This window comes from Flavobacterium sharifuzzamanii, assembly GCF_003254585.1.
In the GTDB taxonomy this organism is placed as follows: domain Bacteria; phylum Bacteroidota; class Bacteroidia; order Flavobacteriales; family Flavobacteriaceae; genus Flavobacterium; species Flavobacterium sharifuzzamanii.
This window is the reverse complement of sequence record NZ_QJGZ01000039.1, coordinates 475,512-494,275: the sequence shown is the minus strand read 5'-3', so window position 1 is coordinate 494,275 and position 18,764 is coordinate 475,512. Positions and strand designations below refer to the sequence as shown.

General features: G+C 33.2%; 22 protein-coding genes. 9 read left to right on the top strand and 13 right to left on the bottom strand.

Annotated elements, in window-relative coordinates; all coding sequences use genetic code 11:
* Nucleotides 1-28: 28 nt before the first annotated feature.
* Together DMA14_RS14965 and hemB are read right to left on the bottom strand one after the other, a co-directional pair.
* Nucleotides 29-427 carry a c-type cytochrome gene (locus DMA14_RS14965; RefSeq protein ID WP_111425399.1) on the bottom strand — a complete coding sequence of 133 codons (399 nt, stop codon included), beginning with the start codon at nt 425-427 and terminating at the stop codon, nt 29-31.
* 1 nt (nt 428) lies between these two features.
* Nucleotides 429-1,424, bottom strand: coding sequence for a porphobilinogen synthase (gene hemB, locus DMA14_RS14960; protein WP_111425398.1), 996 nt, complete (start codon nt 1,422-1,424; stop codon nt 429-431).
* A gap of 303 nt (nt 1,425-1,727) precedes the next feature.
* On the opposite strand from hemB, the gene DMA14_RS14955 reads away from it, so the two are divergent.
* The 5 genes from DMA14_RS14955 (at nt 1,728) to DMA14_RS14935 (ending at nt 5,773) form a co-directional block, all read left to right on the top strand.
* Nucleotides 1,728-2,231 (top strand): SMI1/KNR4 family protein, encoded by a 504-nt coding sequence (locus tag DMA14_RS14955; protein WP_111425397.1) that lies wholly within the window; start codon nt 1,728-1,730, stop codon nt 2,229-2,231.
* Nucleotides 2,232-2,416: 185 nt separating this feature from the next.
* Nucleotides 2,417-2,749 (top strand): hypothetical protein, encoded by a 333-nt coding sequence (locus DMA14_RS14950; RefSeq protein WP_111425396.1) that lies wholly within the window; start codon nt 2,417-2,419, stop codon nt 2,747-2,749.
* A gap of 52 nt (nt 2,750-2,801) precedes the next feature.
* Nucleotides 2,802-3,188, top strand: a complete 387-nt coding sequence (locus DMA14_RS14945) for a hypothetical protein (protein WP_111425395.1) — start codon at nt 2,802-2,804, stop codon at nt 3,186-3,188.
* Nucleotides 3,189-3,258: 70 nt separating this feature from the next.
* Nucleotides 3,259-3,891, top strand: coding sequence for a hypothetical protein (locus DMA14_RS14940; protein ID WP_111425394.1), 633 nt, complete (start codon nt 3,259-3,261; stop codon nt 3,889-3,891).
* Between the two features lie 4 nt (nt 3,892-3,895).
* A complete protein-coding gene (locus tag DMA14_RS14935) occupies nt 3,896-5,773 on the top strand; it encodes a hypothetical protein (protein WP_111425393.1) in 1,878 nt (625 codons plus the stop codon).
* A 149-nt stretch (nt 5,774-5,922) separates the two neighbouring features.
* Here DMA14_RS14935 and DMA14_RS14930 read toward each other — a convergent pair whose 3' ends face one another.
* The 11 genes from DMA14_RS14930 to hemA all read right to left on the bottom strand — a co-directional run bounded on the left by DMA14_RS14930 (nt 5,923) and on the right by hemA (nt 15,292).
* A complete protein-coding gene (locus tag DMA14_RS14930; protein ID WP_111425392.1) occupies nt 5,923-6,819 on the bottom strand; it encodes a fructose bisphosphate aldolase in 897 nt (298 codons plus the stop codon).
* Between the two features lie 82 nt (nt 6,820-6,901).
* The gene (locus tag DMA14_RS14925; RefSeq protein WP_111425391.1) at nt 6,902-7,840 is read right to left on the bottom strand and encodes a DUF4421 family protein; all 939 of its coding nucleotides are present in this window, start codon (nt 7,838-7,840) and stop codon (nt 6,902-6,904) included.
* Nucleotides 7,841-7,931: 91 nt separating this feature from the next.
* Nucleotides 7,932-8,390 (bottom strand): IS200/IS605 family transposase, encoded by a 459-nt coding sequence (tnpA, locus tag DMA14_RS14920; protein WP_111425390.1) that lies wholly within the window; start codon nt 8,388-8,390, stop codon nt 7,932-7,934.
* Between the two features lie 421 nt (nt 8,391-8,811).
* Nucleotides 8,812-9,717: an oxygen-dependent coproporphyrinogen oxidase gene (hemF, locus tag DMA14_RS14915; RefSeq protein ID WP_111425389.1), complete on the bottom strand. Its 906-nt coding sequence runs from the start codon at nt 9,715-9,717 to the stop codon at nt 8,812-8,814.
* Nucleotides 9,714-10,259 (bottom strand): GNAT family N-acetyltransferase, encoded by a 546-nt coding sequence (locus DMA14_RS14910; RefSeq protein WP_111425388.1) that lies wholly within the window; start codon nt 10,257-10,259, stop codon nt 9,714-9,716. The genes hemF and DMA14_RS14910 overlap by 4 nt, the downstream gene beginning before the upstream one ends.
* 1 nt (nt 10,260) lies before the next feature.
* Entirely contained in the window at nt 10,261-10,638 is a 378-nt protein-coding gene (locus tag DMA14_RS14905) for a hypothetical protein (protein WP_111425387.1), read from the bottom strand.
* A 77-nt stretch (nt 10,639-10,715) separates the two neighbouring features.
* Complete coding sequence (hemE, locus tag DMA14_RS14900; protein ID WP_111377708.1) at nt 10,716-11,741, bottom strand: uroporphyrinogen decarboxylase; 1,026 nt, start codon at nt 11,739-11,741, stop codon at nt 10,716-10,718.
* 52 nt (nt 11,742-11,793) lie between these two features.
* The gene (locus DMA14_RS14895; protein ID WP_111425386.1) at nt 11,794-12,459 is read right to left on the bottom strand and encodes a uroporphyrinogen-III synthase; all 666 of its coding nucleotides are present in this window, start codon (nt 12,457-12,459) and stop codon (nt 11,794-11,796) included.
* Nucleotides 12,459-13,382 (bottom strand): hydroxymethylbilane synthase, encoded by a 924-nt coding sequence (gene hemC, locus DMA14_RS14890; RefSeq protein WP_111425385.1) that lies wholly within the window; start codon nt 13,380-13,382, stop codon nt 12,459-12,461. Before hemC ends, DMA14_RS14895 begins: the two co-directional genes overlap by 1 nt.
* A 96-nt stretch (nt 13,383-13,478) precedes the next feature.
* Nucleotides 13,479-13,883, bottom strand: a complete 405-nt coding sequence (locus DMA14_RS14885) for a GxxExxY protein (protein ID WP_111425384.1) — start codon at nt 13,881-13,883, stop codon at nt 13,479-13,481.
* Between the two features lie 158 nt (nt 13,884-14,041).
* Nucleotides 14,042-15,292: a glutamyl-tRNA reductase gene (gene hemA / locus DMA14_RS14880; RefSeq protein WP_111425383.1), complete on the bottom strand. Its 1,251-nt coding sequence runs from the start codon at nt 15,290-15,292 to the stop codon at nt 14,042-14,044.
* Between the two features lie 227 nt (nt 15,293-15,519).
* Between hemA and DMA14_RS14875 the strand changes: the two genes are divergently transcribed.
* The 4 genes from DMA14_RS14875 (at nt 15,520) to DMA14_RS14860 (ending at nt 18,756) form a co-directional block, all read left to right on the top strand.
* Nucleotides 15,520-16,395, top strand: coding sequence for an AraC family transcriptional regulator (locus tag DMA14_RS14875; protein ID WP_111368228.1), 876 nt, complete (start codon nt 15,520-15,522; stop codon nt 16,393-16,395).
* A gap of 213 nt (nt 16,396-16,608) precedes the next feature.
* Complete coding sequence (gene hemH / locus DMA14_RS14870) at nt 16,609-17,628, top strand: ferrochelatase (RefSeq protein WP_111425382.1); 1,020 nt, start codon at nt 16,609-16,611, stop codon at nt 17,626-17,628.
* A gap of 7 nt (nt 17,629-17,635) precedes the next feature.
* Nucleotides 17,636-18,208, top strand: coding sequence for a hypothetical protein (locus DMA14_RS14865; protein WP_111425381.1), 573 nt, complete (start codon nt 17,636-17,638; stop codon nt 18,206-18,208).
* On the top strand, nt 18,208-18,756 hold the full coding sequence (locus DMA14_RS14860; protein ID WP_111425380.1) for a CopD family protein: 549 nt from the start codon (nt 18,208-18,210) through the stop codon (nt 18,754-18,756). The genes DMA14_RS14865 and DMA14_RS14860 overlap by 1 nt, the downstream gene beginning before the upstream one ends.
* The last annotated feature ends 8 nt before the right edge of the window (nt 18,757-18,764 follow it).

Genomic DNA, 18,764 nt, shown 5'->3' with positions numbered 1-18,764 from the left:
TGAAATGTTCCTACGGAACATCTTGTAATTATTTTAAATTACTGTAGATGTAAGCTTCAATAGCTTTCAATTCTTCATCAGACATTGACTGCGTAATTGCAAAATTGGTTTTCATAACCTCAAACTGACTCGGATCTACAATTGGTTCTGCATTTCCTTTTAAGAAAGTAACGATATTGCCATTTTTGTCTTTATAGATTTTAGCAATTTCTTTGATGCTTGGTCCAACCACTTTTTGATCAGGCTGATGACATGCGAAACAATTTCCGTTGCTTTCAAATATTTGTTTTCCTAGTTCCTCTGGGGTTTTGGCTTTCGCCGATTCGCCTTCAGAAACAGATTCGGTTGCTGCGTTTGTCGGCTCAGAAGTTTCTTTTTTGCACGAAGCAAAAGCTAAAACAGCAGATAAAAATAAAACCTTTTTCATCTTATTTCTTTAAAAGTATTGCCGCTTCTTTAGCAAAATAAGTAGAAATAAGATTAGCGCCCGAACGTTTGATGCACATTAATTGTTCCATCATAATTTTATCGTGATCAAGCCAACCTCTTTCAGATGCGGCTTTAATCATAGCATATTCTCCAGAAACTTGATAAACAGTTACAGGGACATGAACTGTATTTTTTATTTCGCGAACAATATCCAAATAAGCAATTCCTGGTTTCACCATAACCATATCTGCACCTTCTTCAACATCAGACAAAGCTTCTTTGATTGCTTCGATTCGGTTTGCATAATCCATTTGATATGTTTTTTTATCTTTTGGAACCACAACATCAGCTTCTCTTGGAGCCGAATCTAAAGCATCTCTAAACGGACCATAAAAAGCTGAAGCATATTTAGCAGAATAACTCATAATTCCAACATTCTGAAATCCAGCAGCATCCAAACCTTCGCGAAGGCGTAAAACACGTCCGTCCATCATATCACTTGGCGCAACAAAATCGGCACCAGCTTCTGCGTGCGAAACAGCCATTTTTACTAAAGCATCAACTGTACTGTCGTTTTCTACATCACCATCTTTTATAATTCCGTCGTGGCCATAGATAGAATATGGGTCTAAAGCTACATCTGGCATAACGATCATTTCTGGACAAGCTGCTTTTATGGCACGAATAGCTTGCTGCATTAATCCGTTAGCATTCCAAGCTTCTTTTCCTGTATTGTCTTTTAGGTTCTCGCTAACTTTTACATAAATATTTACGGCGCGAATTCCTAAATCATAAAGTTCTTTTACCTCTTCAACTGTTAAATCTATTGATCTTCTGAAAATTCCCGGCATTGACGGAATTTCAACTTTTACATTTTCGCCTTCAGCGATAAACATTGGAAACATAAAATCCGATGGACTTAAGCTGGTTTCACGTACTAAAGAACGAATGGATTCATTTACTCTTAATCTTCTGCCTCTTTGTAATGGGAACATATAATTTTAGTTTTTAGTTTTTAGATTTTAGATTTTTAGTTGATTTCCTTGAAACTCAGACTGAGAATCTATTTCTAAAACTGCAGTTGTTTTTATTTTTTTTGAAGTTTATCTCAATTTTTAATGAGTGGCGCAAAGTTAAAGAAAAAGGAATAAAATAAGGCGTTTAGCTTGTTGTAGAATGAGTTAATATTATCTAAAAATTTGGTTTGATGTTTTTATTTGAAGTAGATTTGTAAAATTAGGAAAAAACCTATAAGAATAATTTAGTGAATGAAAAATTGAATTTTAAATAATAATAAAATGGAAATGATAAATGTTTTACAAAAAATAGAAAGTGACCCTAATTGCAAACTTTTAAAAAGAGAATCAACCCCAAAGAGCAATCTTAAATTGCCTTCTGATTTGAAATATTTCTATGAAAATTATGACTCACTTGAATTGTTTGCCAATAAACCTTACGGAATAAGAATTGTTTCATTAAATGAATTTATTCCAACCAATAAACGATTATATCCCGAAGACGACATAATATGGGAAGAATTAGAAGATGATATAAGCAATGAATGGTTTTTGATTGCAGAATCTGCAGAATTAAGCCAATATATAAGTATTGATCTAAGAAAATCTCATTTAGGATATTGTTACGACAGTTTTCTAGAAACTCATGCAACTCCAGATGAAAACATGATAATTGCTAAAAGTTTTACAGAATTATTAGAAAAATTATATTCTAGTAACGGAGAAGATTGGTTTTGGCTTGATGATGAATTTGAGCCTTATGGAGATGCTTATGATGAGGAGTAACCATAAAAGTTTATAGCTTACACATTCCACGAAATCATAATTATGCGCAACTTCTTGTTTCTCCCGATAGCGCGGATTTGCAATCCGTGCCAGCAAAGATTGATTTTTTGCTTTGAGAATTAGTATTGGGTCTCACTGTTGCGGGCACGGATTGCAAATCCGCGCTATCGTAAATAACATACAAAATGAAAAAATTTATTTATACCGATAATTCAAAAGTTGTAAATGTGCATTGGCAAAATTGTCAAAAAAATAAAATTACTTACATAACAATTAAGAGAATTAATAAATCTTATTTTGAAGTCTTTTATGACGTTACAAATACAAATCTTGATTTGAATATTATTTCAAATGAGGTTAAAAATATTTATTTAAGTTATGTCAAGTTTCTCTTGATTCCTTATTATGAATACGAATCATATTTAAGTCAAAATTATTTTTTTTCTATGTTGATAAAAGAGGGACACGAGCAATTTTTTGCAGAAAAGCTTTTTGATTATTTGATGAATGAATTGTAAATAAAATCCACGCTAGCGAATAATAGTAACTTCAGTTTTAAAACTTTTTAAGATGAAAACAAAAAAAGTAAGTGAGGGTTATATCTGGAGATTCTGGGCTTTTATGGGTGAAGGATATGAAATTCCTGCTGAAATACTGGGATTAAATTTAAATAACCACGCTAGTATTGAAAAACTAGTGAATAGTTTTTTGAAACCAGAATTAGAACTTGAAAATATTTCTTGGCAATATAGATGTAAGGAAAGCTTTCGATTTGCCATAAATTTCTGGACAGATTATGAACTTAAAAGATCTTACGACCAAACTTTGGCACAATTGGAACTTCCAACACAAATTTCAATTAGAGATTTCTATATTTTAGTTTGGAATTTTTTGTTTGATTATGAATCATTTCTTATTGAAGATAAATCACTTTATGAAGATATTGGACCTTTTTAATTATTCAAACTAAAGATTAAGAATTTAGACATATCATGGTTATTCAGAATATTCCATCTAAATTTGCAAAATGAAGAAAATTCTCGCTTTATTTTGCTGTCTGCTCTTAACGAGTTGTTTTGAGATTACAGAAAGAATCAAACACCACGACGACCAAAGTGGTGAATATACTCTAATTGTGGACTTTTCTAAATCTTGGTTTAAAACCAAATCGGCTATTTGGCTGGAAGAAGTCGATGGCGTAAAAATTCCGAATGAACAAGAAATTACCGCTAAACTCAGTGATTTTAAAGAAAAAGCTTTAAAGATTAACGGGATTTCCAACGTTAGCACCAAAACAGATTTTCAGAATTACGTTTTCATTATCAAACTCAACTACGCCAATCTGAAAGCACTCAACGCTGTTGTAAATACAATCAACAATCAGCGTGATCAGATTCACTTTAGCGGAAGCGGCAAAACTTTCGAAAGAATTGCTTCTTATCCAGTTCCAGAAAAAGTCGTAAACGACCCAAAGAAAAAGAAAGATCTAGAAGAAGCCAGCATTATTTCTATTTATACTTTCGATAAAGATATTGTAGCTGTTGACAATGCAAACAGCAAAATTTCCAAAAACAAAAAGACGGTTTTTTTAAAACAAAGTATGTACAGCGTATTTAAGAAATCGACTTTAATGAATAATACCATCCAATTAACGCCTTGATTTTATGAAGCATTTTTACATTTTAATTTTTCTATTTGCCACGTATTTTGCTTTTGGACAAACGAGTCCTGACAAATACGATTATTTTGTACAGTTTAACGGAAATCAACTTTCTAAAAAAGTCAGTATAGATGAAGTGCTGAATCATTCGATTATTACGAAATACACCAGCAAAAAACCTGATTTTGATCTTCGTCAGTATACTACGATTATTCAATTGGACCAAAAAATTACGGTTCATGGAAATTTCTTAGATAGCATTCCGTTTTATCAGGTTACCATTCCGATAAAAAACAAAGAAGCGGTAAGACAATATCTGATTGAAAAACAAGGTGCTAATGAAAAGAATGGTACAATTGAAGCATTCGGAAAATATGCTGTTTTTACACCAAGCGGTTTAAAAAGATCATTTGTATGGAATGATAATTATTTGGTGATATTTGAATTAACAAAAAGACTTCCGAATAAATTTTATGCTTCCCCAGACGGGCCTCCAGTTTTAAATGATTCGATAGGAATTTCTGAGGCTTATGAAGAGACGGTAATTGTAGATACACCGAAAGTATACGGAGTAGAAGAAGCGCCAAATCCGCCAAAAATAGCAGAGCCGTCTGTAATGCGTGATGAACCAAAGATAGCTGATGCACAGGCTGGATCAGCCGAAACGGTGGAACAAGATTATCTGTACGATGGAAATCCTTATGAAGAATATACGGCAGAACAAGCAGAATTTGATAAAAAACTTGCCGAGCAACAGAAGGAAATTATAAAAGGTTTATTTGAAAATGGTTTTACGGCGCCAAGCTTTTCAAAAATAAATATGTCGGCAGATATTTCGTCTTGGGTAAATTATGGCGGATTTATGTCTAGTTTCTACTCGCTGTACAATTATCCAATGGCATTATTTGGTGGTTATGATAAATATCTGCCATTTCAGAAGAACTTTGGAAATTTCGTAAAAGGCATTAATCTAGATTTCTATTTTGACAATGATAATTCTAGAATTGAAGAAGTGGTTGAATACGCTCCAGAGATTGCTGCGGTTGTAAGCAAGATCAGCGATAGAAAAATCAATAAAAATATCTTTAATTATTTTCCTGCAGAAAAACCTTTAGGATACATTTCGTATCATGCCAATACAAAAGCGGCACTTGAAAACTTTCCGTCATTAATGTCGGAGATATTTCAAAATCCAAAATTCGCGAAAGAAGATATTACCCTAATTACAGATCTGATTTCTACAATTGTTGATGAAGAAGCAACAGCAAAGCTTTTTGATGGTGATTTAAGCGCTTTTTTATACGATACGAAAGAAGTTGAGGTAATGACCAAAAAGTATGATTATGATGAGAATTATGAAGAAAAAATAACGGAGGAAAAAGTGAAAAAAGATATTCCGTTGTTTTCTGTAATTTTTACTTCTACGCATCCGACTTTTGGAGATAAATTATTGCAATTGGGAGTTCGTAAAAAAGTGCTGATTCCAAATGGAAATTCATACATTGTTACAGGTACAAAAGAGTATGGCGATATTTTTATTGTGAAAGAGAAAGATGTCGTAATTGTTGCCAATACAAAAGAGTATTTTGCAGCAGGAAAAGGTTCTTTTGCCAAAGACGCTAAGAAAGATTTGAGTAAAAATTATATTTCTGGAAAGCTCGATATTGCCCAAACCGTAAAAACATTTGGGAAAAATGTAAAAGATTCAGAATTGGATCGAATGACTAAAATTTCATCTCAGTTTTCAGATATTTCTATAGAATCTCCAAAAAAATTAATTGATAATAAATTGAAATTCGTTTTTAAACTAAACTCTTTTAAGTCTGATAAAAACATCATTTTGCAGACATTAGATTTAGCTGAAGAAATGACTTCTAAATAATCGAAAAAAGAAAAATCCCTGATACGAGACTATCAGGGATTTTTCTTTTCAAAAAAACAATTCATTCCGTAGGAATGTTTCATCGGTAGAAAAAAATTATCAATGCCGTTTATTTACGTTCCGTAGGAACGTTTGGTTTTTTCAGTTTCCTAAGTAATTGAAGCCATATAAATTCCTTTAATGGTTTCTTTTAATTCAGCATTAAATTCTTCATCAGACTGGTCAGCGGTAAGTCCTTCAGATAATGCTCTAGAAAAACTGGCAATCAATCCGTGGTTTTGAGAGAGTTTTTGATTTGCATCTTCGCGAGAATATCCGCCAGAGAGCGCTACAACACGAACAACATGTGCGTCTGAAATAAGATCACTGTAAAAGTTGTTCACAGTCGGAATTGAAAGTTTCAGCATTACTTTTACATCTTTATCCAATGAATTAAGCTGTTTTTGGATTTCTTCTTTCAGTATCTGTTCCGATTTTTCTTTATCAGTACTGTAAATATCAACTTCAGGTTCTATAATCGGAATTAAACCTTTACTGAAAATTTGTTTTCCTACTTCAAATTGCTGCGCAACAATATCTCTTATACCGTTAGGATTGGCTTCTTTAATAACAGAACGCATTTTAGTTCCAAAAATATTTCGTTCAACAGCGCGATCTAGCAATTCATCTAAACCAGAAATTGGTTTCATTAATTGTACGCCGTTTACAGTTTCGGCTAGACCTTTATCTACTTTCAAGAAAGGAATAATATGTTTTTTATCCCATAAATAATCTGCGGTCCATTGTCCGTCGATTTTGCGATCCATTGTATTTTCAAACAAAATTGCACCCAGAATATATTGGCTATCAAAAGCAGGACTTTTAATAATTCTAGTTCTCATTTCATGTACAAGAGTGTACATTTCTTCGTCATTTGAATATTGATTTTCTTGAACACCATATTGCGATAATGCCTTTGGTGTGCTGCCACCGCTTTGGTCAAGTGCTGCGATAAACCCTTTTCCAAAATGCATGAGATTTAATTGTTCTGTATTCCTATTTCCCATAATAATGAATTTTAGTTTTTCATAAATCTCTGTAATTTAAGCAATTTTGTTGGGCTTTCGGTTTATTTCAGATTAAGATTTCTCAAAGGCCTATTTTTTCATTCACCTTATCGTAGACTTCTTTTACCTTTTTTGGAGCATTAAATCGATAACCCATAGATAATTTTAGAGTAGAAATATTATCATTCAATCGCGGATCGACTTTATCATCTTGTGCAAAGCCTATTGTGTTGAGACTGACAAAGCCGAAAAATCGGTCTTTGTTATAAGCCAGTTTTAAATTGAAGTCGGCTTGGTATAAAGCTGAGGTATCACCGTCAACAATATTAATTCCCGCGCCTAAGGCAAGTCCCGCACCAATTAAAACCCGATCACTGATTACGAAATTGTAAAAATAGGAGGGAGCGAGTGTTAAAACGTAAATATCTCCAGGCGACGAATCGGGAGTGTTTAAGTCCAAGTTTGTATAATAAAAAGAGAATGACGGAATGAAACTTCCAGAACTTTTGGTCTGCCATTCGTTTTGGCTTACCAATGTTTTAAAAGAGAATTTATCATTGAAAACATAAGAAGTAGATCCGCCAATTTTTGTGGTACGCATATTAGGCAGCTGAGCTGTAATATTATCATCACTAATATAAAATCCTTTTTGATTAATGAAAGTGAACGACTGCATCCATTTTTTTAAATAAAAACGGGTGTTGAAATTAAAATTCTTGGAATGAGAATCACCTTTGTTCTGACTTAAAAATTTGGGAGCAAAACCAATTGTAATATCAATGATTTTATAATTTAATGTAAAACCTATTTGTTCTCTTCGATTCGGAATTAGATTTACATATGTTTTTGGATCGGTATTATCTGAAGCAATCTGAAAACTATTGGAAGTATCTAGATAATAAATACTAGCGGTAATTTTATCATTGTATGATTTAAAATACGGATTTTGCAGGGAATCGTTTTGGGCAAAACACCCAAAAATGCTGATAAAGAATGTGGCGTAAATCAGTTTCAAGATCATGTGGTATTTAAAAAATGCTTCAGAGAAGCAAAATATTTATAGCAATTATAATAATCGAATAAGATTTGAAGCTCCATAGGAGCGACATAAATTAAACATCATCAAACAGATATTCATTTTTAGAATCAATGTTGAATAATTTTAGAAATGCAATATATTCTTCTTTGAATGTTTTGGTTTTATGATGTTCTTCTTGATTTTCAATGTACTTTATAACAGGTGTTAATTGAGAATGGCTGTATGAAAAAGCACCAAAGCCTGTTTGCCATTCGAATTTTCCGTTTATCCATTTTTGTTCATTTATGAATTTGGATGAACTTGATTTAATGTCTCGTACCAAATCCGATATTGAAACATTTGGTTTTATTCCAACTAAGATATGAATATGATCTGGCATTCCGTTTATTGCAATCAATTTTTGTTTCTGATTGGTAATAATTCCTGTAATGTATTTATAAATCTCATCTTTCCATTTTTTGGAAATTAAGTTTTCTCTTCCTTTTACAGCAAAAACGATTTGAACGTATAATTGAGAATAAGTATTAGCCATGTTTTTAAATAAAATTATAGTCAGTAAAGCTAATTAATAATTTTAATTTGTAGGATAAGTATTCTTTTTTATTAAATAAATATGTCGCCCCTCTGGGGCTTTATACTAGGAGATGTAAATTGATCTGTAAATATTTTGCTTCTCCGAAGCTTCTTGGTAGAGTTATTATTTGGGTTCTATAAATATGTCACCCTTCTGGGGCTTTATACTAGGAGATGTAAATTGATCTATAAATATTTTGCTTCTCCGAAGCTTCTTGGTAGAGCTATTATTTGGGTTCTATAAATATGTCGCCCCTTTGGGGCTAGTTGAACAAAAAAATGCTCCAGCGGAGCAAAATATTTATAGAAATTGAATCGACAACAAAAAAAGAAGCCCCAGAGGGGCGACATATAATTATCAAATTAAATAAATTTTTAGATTAAGAAATCCACTCACGAGGATTTGCTAATACATTGATCAATTTCTCCTCTTCGCTTCCTGCTTCTGGATGATGATCGTAAACCCATTGCACGTGCGGAGGCAAACTCATTAAAATACTTTCGATTCTTCCGTTGGTTTTTAAACCGAATAAAGTGCCTTTGTCATGAACCAAATTGAATTCAACATAACGCCCCCGACGAATTTCCTGCCAGGTTCTGTTCTCTGGAGTATATTCTAAAACCTTTCTTTTTTCTACAATTGGCACATAAGCTTGAAGGAAACTATTCCCTACTTCGGTTACAAAATCATACCAATTTTCCATTGACATTTGTTCATTTGCTTTGCAATAATCAAAGAATAAACCGCCAAGTCCACGAGCTTCATTTCTATGTGCGTTCCAGAAATACGAATCGCACTGTTTTTTATATTTTGGATAAAACTCTGGATTATGTTTATCACAAGCTGTTTTGCACGTTTGATGAAAGTGAATTGCATCTTCTTCAAACAAATAATAAGGCGTTAAATCTTGTCCGCCACCAAACCATTGTTCGATTACATTTCCGTTTTCATCATACATTTCAAAATATCGCCAATTGGCGTGCACAGTAGGAACCATCGGGCTTTTCGGGTGAATCACCAAACTCAAGCCGCAGGCAAAGAAATCGGCTTCGCCAACGCCAAACATTTTTTGCATCGTTTCTGGAAGTTTTCCGTGAACGGCTGAAATGTTGACACCGCCTTTTTCGAAAACAGCTCCGTTTTCAATAACACGTGTTCTTCCGCCACCGCCTTCTGGACGTTTCCATAAGTCTTCGCGGAATTTTACAGTTCCGTCAACCGCTTCCAATCCAGCGCAGATCTGGTCTTGTAAATTTTGTATGTATGCGTAAAATTTGTCTTTCATGGTTTAATGTATTCTGATTTAAGAAGTCCGAAGTAAACAGTGTTTTGTAATTCGCCATCACCGTTTCGAAATTCGTCTCTTAAAATTCCTTCTTGTTTAAAATTATGTTTTAATGCTATTCGCTGACTTGCGACATTAATTTCAGATGTGCAGATAAAAACCTTGTTCATCATTAATTCGTTGAAACAAAAATCCAGCGCATCTGAAACCATTTTAGACGTAATTCCTTTTCCTTGGTAATCTTCGTCTACAAAATATCCGAATTCACATTTTGAAATGCGATAATCGATCGTTTTTACACATAAATAACCAATCAAATTGGTGGTTTTAATATCTCGAGCATAAAAATGAAAACCTTCTTTGTTTCTCTCTTTATCGATGTTTAGCGATATAAAATGCTTAGCTTTTTCTAAAGAATCTGAATTGGCAAGAGTAACAGGAAATGTTTTTCCAATGTGAGTTTTATTTTTATCAATCAGTTTGTAGAATTCTTCGGGAAGAATAGCATCGATTCGGTCTGTTTTCCAATCTGTAAAACTCATTTTATTTGTTTTTTAAAGAGGAGATTTTAGTATTAATTCCAAAAGAAAAAACTTTGCTTTCGGCTTGAACATATTGGTAAATAGCCAAAGCCTTATTTTCAAAATTATAATTTTCAGCTTTAGAAAACTCTATTAAAATATCGGCAAATTGTTCTAATTGTTCCCAATCAAAATGAAGACGCATTAATAATGTAATTAAATCTTCATTCGAATAATCGATTAAGGTTTCAATGTTTAAAGCAAATTCTTTCAGCTGATTTTCAATATCAGTTACTTGCAAGTGACTCAGAGGATAAGGTACAAAAACAAGAGTTCGTAACGTTTTGAGAACGTTATCGATTCTAATTTTTTCTTCATCGCGTAAACCTTTGTTGAGCATTTTTTAAGTTGTTGGTTGTTGGTTTATGGTTGATAGTATTTATATCCAACAACTATCAACCATAAACTATCAACTTACTAATTCCCGTATTCCTTCACAGCATCAATAAACGCTTTTGCGTGATCAACAGGGATATTTGGTAAAATTCCGTGACCTAAATTTACAATATATTTATCTTTTCCGAACTCGTCGATCATTTCGTGAACCATTTTCTTGATAGTCGGAATTGGAGAAAGCAATCTTGACGGATCAAAATTTCCTTGTAAAGTAATATTTCCTCCAGACAAATAACGAGCATTTCTAGCCGAACAAGTCCAGTCAACTCCTAATGCAGAAGCTTTACTTTTACCCATTTCACCAAGAGCAAACCAACACCCTTTTCCGAAAACAATAACAGGTGTAATATCTGCTAAAGCGTCAACAATTTGGTTAATGTATTTCCACGAAAATTCCTGATAATCAACTGGAGAAAGCATTCCGCCCCAAGAATCAAAAATCTGAACAGCATTTACTCCCGATTTTACTTTTTCTTTTAAATATAAAATAGTGGTATCGGTGATTTTTTGCAATAATGTGTGCGCTGCAGCTGGGTTTGAAAAACAGAATCCTTTTGCTGTATCAAAACTTTTAGAACCTTTTCCTTCAACAGCATAACAGAAAATTGTCCAAGGCGAACCAGCGAAACCAATTAAAGGCACTTCGTCATTCAGCATTTCTTTAGTCAATTTTACAGCATCAAAAACGTAACCTAAAGTTTCATTTACATCTGGAACGTAAACTTTGTGAACATCTGCCAAAGAACGAATCGGATTTGGAATAATCGGACCCAAATTGTCTTTTAATTCTACGTGAATTCCCATAGCACGAGGAACTACCAAAATATCTGAGAATAAAATTGCAGCATCTGGAGCAATTCTACGAATTGGCTGAACTGTAATTTCGGCAGCTAATTCTGGAGTTTCACAACGAGTAAAAAAATCATATTTATCACGAAGTTCTCTAAATTCTGGTAAATATCTTCCTGCTTGACGCATCATCCATACTGGTGGGCGCTGAACTGTTTCTCCTTTTAATGCTCTTAAAAATAGGTCGTTTTTTAACATTGTTTTTTTATTTTAGATGCAAAGTCGCAAAGTGACAAAGTTGCAAAGTTTTTTATTTGTATTCGTGAATTACATCTTCGATCACGTCTTCAATTGTTGGCTGATCTGCGATGATGATGTTTTTTGTGATTTTTGATAAAGCTTCTGCGGTTGTATCGCCAATGCAAAAGCAGATTTGTTTATTTATGGCATTGTGTTTCAGATAACTTTTAACTCCAGACGGACTAAAAAATAAAATAGCTTCTGGATTTGCTTTTATTTTCTGAGGTTGTAATGTAGTTTCGTAAACCTGAATTTCATTGAATTTAATTCCGTTTTCTTTTAAAGCATCTGGCAAAGTATCTCTTCTCAAATTTCCGCTGAAAAAAGTATAACTTTCATTTCCATAAATCAAAGTGATAATTTCAGCCAAATCAGCAGCGTAACCTGTGTAAGCCACAACATTAAAACCATTATCGCTTAAAAGCGTTTTGGTCTTAAGGCCAACGCAATAGACGTTTTTCTTTTTTAACTGCTCTGAATTAGGATGAGATAAAACACTGTGAACAGCATTTTGGCTTGTAAAAATCAGACTTTCGTTGAGGTCTTTTAATTCGAAAGGTTTGTTTTCGGTTTTAATAAAATCGGCTTCAAGTAATTCAACGCCATATTTCATTAGTTCTTGCTTATGAAAAGGAGATAATATTTTAGTAGATAATATTTGAACTGATTTTGCCATTATTTCTTTAGAGATTCTTTGATTTTCTGCATTAATTCCGTTCCTCCATTATTCAAAATCTCTTGAGCAGAGTTAAAACCTAACTTTTTCCACTCAGAAATATCCACGGTTTTGTCAATTTCCAGTTTTTGTTTTCCATCAATAGAAAGCAAAACACCTTGAAAATGTAAAGTGTCCTCGTCTTCATTATAAGTGACCAAAGCTCCAATTGGGGCAGTACATCCACCTTCAAGCGTTCTTAAAAACTGACGTTCAATATAGGTGCAAATTTCCGTTTCGATATCATTTAACTGCGAAAGTGCATCCAAAGTATAATTGTCGTTTTCCATTGCCACCACAAGCATTGCTCCTTGAGCCGGCGCTGGAATCATCCAATCTAGATTGATGAAGTTTTCTGGTTTTAAGTTAATTCGCTCCAAACCGGCAGCGGCAAAAACAGCTCCATCCCAATTATTGTCTTGTAGTTTTTGCATACGCGTATTTACGTTTCCACGCAAATCAACCACAGTGTGATTTGGGTATTTATTGAACCATTGTGCCTGACGACGCAGACTTCCGGTTGCTATTGTGCTTGGATTTGTAAAATCAGGATTTCCTTTATGAACTAAAATATCCAAAACATTGGCTCTTGGTAAAACTGCAGCCTGAACAATTCCTTTTGGCAAAGCCGTTGGAACATCTTTCATAGAATGTACAGCAATGTCACAATCTCCATTGATCATAGCAATGTCAAGCGTTTTGGTAAAAATTCCAGTAATTCCTAACTCATAAAGAGGTTTGTCCAGAATAATATCACCTTGAGATTTTACAGCAACAATAGAGGTTTTATAACCTAAATCATTTAGTTTTTTCTCTACAGTGTGTGCTTGCCAAAGTGCTAATTCGCTATCGCGCGTTCCAATTCTGATTGTTTTTTCAGCCATGTTTTGTTTTTTACCATTAAGGGCATTAAGAGAATTAAGCCCAAGCTTTGTCAAGAAAATTAAGCTTAACTTTCTTAATATCTTAATGGTTTAAATTTAATCTATTAATCTTGCAAAATAATCATTCACAAGAGGTTTCATTGATTTTGTGATATTTGTTGTGTTGAAATTTATTAGTAAACCTTGAGGTCTTTGTAATAACTTCATGTATGTTAATAATTGGGCTTCGTGAATTGGCAATAAATTTTCTATTGCTTTTAATTCAACAACGACACAATCATTTACAAGTAAATCTATTCTTAAATCAGATTCAAATTCAAGATCGTAATAATCAATTTTAACAGATAATTGTTGTTTCACATCATATCCGTTTCGTTCTAATTCATATTTGAGGCACTTCTCATAGATACTTTCTAAAAGTCCAGGTCCCAAAGCTTTGTGCACTTTTATAGCAAAACCTGTAATTTCATAAGCCAATTGCGTTACCTCTTTTTTTGTCATAGAACGTATTATTGTTTTTTACCATTAAGGGCATTAAGAGAATTAAGCTTTTTGTGTTGAATTTTAAGATCATTAAGTTTTGTGTTACAGCGTGGCTTAATTCTCTTGACAAAGCTTGGACTTAATTTCCTTAATATCTTAATGGTTTAAATTAAAAACTAAGATGCTTTTATTTTGAAGACTTTTTCGATCCATTCGATGCTTTCATCGACCATGGTATCGTCGTCTTTTAAATGATTTGCAAAATGTGTAGTGATTTTTTGAATGATTCTGTTGCTGATGATTTCAGCTTGCTCTTCATTAAAATCGGCGATTTTTTTGCTTTGAAAATCCAATTCCGAAGCTTTAATAGCGTTTAGTTTCTCTTTTAAAGCATTAATTGTCGGAGCAAATTTTCGACCTTTCATCCAAGTAACAAATTCTTCTTTGATTTCTTCGATGATTGCCTCAGCTGCCGGAATATGTAATTTTCTGTTTTCTAAAGTTTCATCTGTCAATTGAGACAAATAATCCATGTGGATTAAAGTTACACCTTCTAATTCCTCAACATTTTCATGAACGTTTTTCGGAATCGATAAATCAAGAATCAATAAAGGTTTTTTAAGATTCAAAATGGCTTTGTCAACCGTTGGGTTTTGCGCTCCTGTTGCAACAACTACAACATCGGCTTTTTGAAGTTCTAAATGCAATTCAGAATAATCTTTAACAATCAGATTTAACTTTCCTGCTAATTTCTCTGCTTTATCTTTAGTTCTGTTGATTAAAGTGATGTGCTCGTTTTTAGTATGTTTTACTAAATTCTCACACGTATTTCTTCCGATTTTACCAGTTCCAAAAAGTAAAATATTTTTGTTGCTGATATCTTCAACATTCTTCAAAATATATTGTACCGATGCAAAAGAAACCGAAGTAGCACCAGAACTTATTTCTGTTTCCGTTTTGATTCTTTTGCTCGCCTGAATTACCGCATTTACCAGTCTTTCTGTAAAAGCATTGGCTAATCCCATTGATTTTGAATGCGTAAAACTGGTTTTTATTTGAGATATAATTTCAAAATCGCCTAAGATCTGACTATCTAAACCAGTTCCTACACGAAATAAGTGATTGATTGCTTCTTGATTTTTGTAAACGAAACCTACTTTTTGAAAAGCATCTACAGATCCGTTACTATTATCGCAAATAAGTTTTATTAATTGAAATGGATGTTCAGCAAAACCGTAGATTTCGGTTCTGTTGCAAGTTGAAGTAACTATTAAACTTTCGATTCCCTCGTTTTTAGCTTGTTCCAGCAATCGCGTTTTCGCAACAGCGTCCAAACTAAATTGACCTCTGACCTCAGCATCAGCTTTTTTATAACTCAGACCAACTGAGTAAAAATAAAGGTGTTTCGGTACGTTATTGTTTTCCATAAATTCACTTTCATAAAAGTGCAACAAAATTATTACTATACCATCGATAAAAATAACGCTAAAAGTACTTTTTATGTCGCTGTATGTTTTTTTGAACCTAAATAGGTGTTTTTGAGTAAAAAGGACTACTTTTGTAGCAAAATCAACTCCTTTGAAGTGATTAGTTTAGAGTCGTTCTAAATAACATTTTGAGTTTGTTTTGATTTTCGTTTCAAAAAAATATCGCTATGAGTTCTCAAGAAGTTATAAAAATTGAAGACGACTTTACGCTGATTCGTTTTCAAAATGATGGTTCTGAACCTTTCTACGCACAGCACGAAATAATAGGTACAGGCCTGATACAGTTTCACTTCGGGATAAAAGGAAATGCAAAATTTTTATTCAATCAAGGCAATTACGCTTTAGAGTTGAAAGAGGAAAAATCGTTGCTTTTGTACAATCCACAGAAAGAATTGCCGCTAAATTTAGAGCTGGCTCCAAACTCGTGGGCGATTTCAGTAATTGTCTCCATCAAAAAATTTCACGCGTTATTTTCTGCAGAAGCCGATTATATTACTTTTCTAAGTCCTGATAATAAGGATAAGAAGTATTATAACGAAGGAAATATCAGTCCGTCAATGGCGATTGTTTTGAGTCAGCTGTTTCATTATAATCTTCATCCATCCATAAAAAACCTTTATTATAAAGGAAAAGGATACGAATTGTTGAGTTTATATTTCAATAGAACTGAAGATCCAAATGCAGAACAATGTCCGTTTTTGATTGATGAAGACAATGTTCTAAAAATCAGAAAGGCAAAAGAAATTGTAATCGCTAATATGGCTGAACCGCCAGGATTACAAGAATTGGCAGATGAAATTGGTTTGAATTTGAAGAAACTTAAAATGGGTTTTAAACAGATTTACGGCGATACGGTTTACGGTTTCTTGTTCGATTACAAAATGGATTTCGCTAGAAAACTTTTAGACAGCGGTTCTTATAATGTAAACGAAGTAGGGTTGAAGATTGGTTATAGCACGGGAAGCCATTTTATAGCAGCTTTCAAAAAGAAATTCGGAACAACTCCAAAAAAATATTTAATGTCGATTAATGCGAATGTTTAAAATTTAAACACGGATTTCACAAATTAGCACAAATTAAAATCTGCTAAATCTCCTGAATCTGCGAGAGAAATTGATTTTAGATATTCGACAATAATTAAAAAGTAATAAATATCATATTTCAAATAAAGTACAGCGTTTACTTTTGCCGAAATTTTTAAAAACAAATAAAAAGCTTAAAGCCTAGTGCTTAAAGCCTAAAGCAAAAAATACATAATGAAAGGCGCACTTTTAATAAACTTAGGATCACCAGACAGTCCAACACCAAAAGATGTAAAACCCTATTTAGACGAATTTTTAATGGATAAATACGTGATCGACGTTCCGTATTTATTAAGAGCATTATTAGTTCGCGGTATTATTTTAAGAAAAAGACCAGAAGAATCGGCTCACGCTTATGCGAAAATCTGGTGGAAAGAAGGTTCGCCGCTAATTGTTCTTTCTGAAAGAATGCACAAAAAAGTACAGCCTTTATCAAATGTTCCAGTTGCGCTTGCAATGCGTTACGGATCTATGACAATCGAAAAAGGCTTGCAGGAATTGAGCGATCAAGGTGTAACAGAGGTATTGCTTTTTCCTTTATATCCTCAATATGCAATGGCTTCTACTTTGACGATTTTAGTTTTAGCAGAAGAAATCCGCAAGAAGAAATTCCCTCACATGAAATTCTCAGATGTTCCGGCGTTTTACAATAAGCCAGACTACATCAAAAATGTTGCAGATTCAATCAAAAAGCATTTACGTGATTTCGATTATGATCAATTGGTGTTTTCGTATCATGGAATTCCAGAGCGTCATGTTCGTAAAACAGATAAAACAAAATCGCATAAAAAATTCGTAACCAACGAAATGTGTTGCGAAGTAGGAACTCCAGAAGCTGAATTCTGTTACAGAACACATTGTTACGAAACAACCCGTTTGGTTGTAGAACAATTGGGAATTCCGAAAGACAAATATTGTGTTACTTTCCAGTCAAGATTGGCGGGTGATAAATGGCTTGAGCCGTATACAGATGTAGAAATCGATAATATGCCAGCAAGAGGAATCAAGAAAATTGCGGTTGTAACTCCAGCTTTCGTTACCGATTGTTTAGAAACTTTGGAAGAAATCGCAATGCGTGCTAAAGAAGATTTTGAAGCAAATGGAGGAGAGGAATTCTTAGCAATTCCGTGTTTAAATGACGATGAGGAATGGTGTGAAACAGTTGCTTCTTGGATTAATGAATGGGCTAAATAAATATTAGATGAATAAATTAAAAAGCATTTCCGTTTTATTTTTTGTTTTAGTAACTCTTTCAGGTTGCAAAAAAAACAATTCTCTTGCAGATAATAACTTTCACGATAAAACATTCGATTGGAAAATTTCTGTTCCAGATGATTACGAAAAGGTTGATTTAAAGCAAAAAGTAGATATTAAAGGAGATACGACTTTAGCTAAAAAGAAACATTCAATTGTTGTTTTTAAGAAAGACGAAGCCAATTATTTTTCAGTGAATTACGAAGATTTTTTTGGAAATGATGTTCGAGCGCTTGATCTAAATATGAGATTAAAAGATTTTCTTCTTTTAAAGGATGTTGGCAAAGTTTATCCAAAAGGTAAAATGGGAGATTATTCAGTAAGTACTGAAAATATTTCGGGTTTGCCATTTAGAAGAGCTAAAATAGAAATAACTGAGGATGGGAAAAAAGTAGTAACGTTAGTGATTTTTTCTCGAGGTTTTAATGATAAGATCTTTGTCAATTCGATTGTTTATGAAGATGAAGATGATGGTAAAGAAATGATTGATCTTTTTAAAAAATCTACATTTAAGAAATAATGGAATACTATAACTATCTAAAATCACTTCACCTTATATTCGTAATCACTTGGTTTGCGGGCTTGTTTTATATTGTGCGTTTATTTGTTTACCAAATTGAAGCCAATGAAAAATCTTCGCCAGAAAAAGAAATTCTGCAGGCACAATACAAAATAATGGCCTACCGTTTGTGGTATATTATAACTTGGCCATCGGCGGTTTTGGCAAGTATTTTTGCTTTTTGGATGTTGTTTTTTACAGACGCAGGTCATGTTTGGATTACAATGCCTTGGATGCATGTAAAACTGTGTTTCGTTTTTCTTTTGTATTTATACCATGGAAAATGTCATCAGATTTTTAAACAGTTGCAAAACGACGAGGTAAAATATTCTAACAATTTCATGCGTTTATGGAACGAAGGCGCAACGATTATTTTGTTTGCCGTTGTTTTTTTAGTAGTTTTAAAAAGTGCCATCAACTGGATCTATGGCGTAATCGGAATTATTTTATTCTCGGTTTTAATTATGCTTGGATTCCGTTTTTATAAAAGAATTAGAGAAAAGAAATAGTTGGCAGT